Consider the following 1007-nt stretch of genomic DNA (forward strand, 5'->3'; position numbering starts at 1 on the left):
CGGAGGATCTCGCTCCTGCGCGTGAAGTACTGTTAGCTGTAACGCGGGGTAGCGGCTCTGCTTGCCGATGGGCGGCAGAACAGTCATTGGCGCATAGCGCAGTTCGAGCGTCGCGGTCATCGGACGGCCCTTCGCATCGCGAAGCTCGACGCGATGGAGTCCCTTTACCTGAACCTGCCGCATGGCTTTGGAGATCGTGTGCTGACCATCTCCCGCGAGCCTGTCGACACAGGTACGCACGAGGAAGTAGGTGGAAAGATCATATGCGGTGCAAAACAGCTCGTAGATGTCGCTTTCCCGGTCACCGATGTGAATGCAACGCACAGGATCGTCGAGAAGTTCAGTCGACTGGCGCATATTCTCCAGCCAGCGCCAGCTTTCCTTTTCCTCAATCGGTACGCGCGTGGGATTGATATGACGCTTGAGTTCAGAAGCCCCCTTGAACCGCTTTCTTGTCCAGAATTTCACTGCAGCCAGGCCAAGTGGCAATCCATCGGCAGTAACAGCAAGACTCGAATGCATCAGGATGCCGCATTGCGTGAACGGTCGTCGCGGGCCCATGCCGTTCTTCCCCGTGCGCAGGGTCGTCTTGCCCGTGTAGCCGATGAGTTCGGGACGCTCGCGCTGGTACGAGAATGCGGTCGTGTCCTGCAGGATAAGCACTGGCCCATCGGTGGCCTTCACACGCTCGGCGCTCGCCTGGAAATGTCCGCTCAGGATATCGTGTTCGCTGACGCGGTCATTGGACAGAAACCGGTACGCGGCCTTGGTCGAAGCCCAGTCCTGACAGGCGAACGGGATCGTCTGCCCTATGCCGTCCCACCGCTTCTCGAGCAGGCTTGCGAAGCGGCGGCGCAGCCTGGTGTCCTGGAATTCGCTTCCCTGGACTTCCAGATCGAACCACGAACGATCATCCGCGTGTCGCTTACCGGCCATCCCGCGTGCGTATGGAACATGACGTATGCCAGGTTACCAGGTTTCGCGCTGGAGATGTGGGTAATTGCAAG

The 1007-nt window shown here is 59.3% G+C and carries 1 protein-coding gene; it reads right to left on the reverse strand.

The features are described from left to right. Nucleotides 1–936 (reverse strand): IS4/Tn5 family transposase DNA-binding protein (locus tag P0D80_RS50450; RefSeq protein WP_408296320.1); only part of this gene is annotated, 936 nt, incomplete at its 3' end. Nucleotides 937–1007 lie beyond the last annotated feature (71 nt).

The sequence above is a fragment of the Paraburkholderia sp. RL17-373-BIF-A genome, assembly GCF_046030175.1.
Lineage (GTDB): Bacteria > Pseudomonadota > Gammaproteobacteria > Burkholderiales > Burkholderiaceae > Paraburkholderia.